Raw genomic sequence first — 673 nt, 5'->3', positions numbered from 1 at the left:
ATCACCCGGTCGACGGCGTCCACGTCCAGCGACGCGATGGTCGCGTCGGCCACCACCCCGGCGCAGTGGTACACGGCAATCAGGTCGATGCCGTCCAACAGGTCTGCGACCCCGGCACCCAGGTCCACTGCGACGGCCCGCACCCGCGCCCCGGCATCGGTCAGCTCGTCGACCAGCGCCGCGTACGCCGGATCGTCGGCCGGAGCACGACGGGCCGCGAGAAGCAGGTTGCGGGCTTGACCGGTCNTCAGCACCACCTTGCCGACGTGCCGCGCCTGACTCAGGTGCCGCAACGCCGTGCGGGCCTGCCGCACGTCCCACGCCCGCACCGGCAGCGGCCGCAACGCGCCGCGCTCGAACAGGTCCAGCAGCTCCGCCAGCATCTCGCCGATGCGCTCACCGCCGGCCTCGTTCAGGTCGAACGACCGGTACGCCACGCCCGGGTGTTCCCGGGCCACCGCCGCCGGGTCCCGCAGGTCAGTCTTGCCCATCTCGACGAACCGGCCGCCGCGCGGCAGCAGCCGCAGCGACGCGTCCACGAACTCACCGGCGAGCGCGTCGAGCACCACATCCACACCCGCGCCACCGGATGCCTGCGCGAACACCGCCTCGAACTCCGTGGTCCGCGACGACGCGATCCGCTCCTGCGCCACACCCAACCCACGCAACGTCG

The 673-nt window shown here is 72.9% G+C and carries 1 protein-coding gene; it reads right to left on the bottom strand.

From position 1 onward, the window contains the following. Positions 1 to 605 (bottom strand): zinc-binding dehydrogenase (locus B1205_RS22305; RefSeq protein ID WP_441338540.1); only part of this gene is annotated, 605 nt, incomplete at its 3' end. Between the last annotated feature and the right edge of the window lie 68 nt (positions 606 to 673).

Origin of the sequence: Micromonospora sp. NBS 11-29, from assembly GCF_002140155.1 — a bacterium.
In the GTDB taxonomy this organism is placed as follows: domain Bacteria; phylum Actinomycetota; class Actinomycetes; order Mycobacteriales; family Micromonosporaceae; genus Micromonospora.
This window is presented reverse-complemented; position numbering and strand designations above follow the sequence as displayed.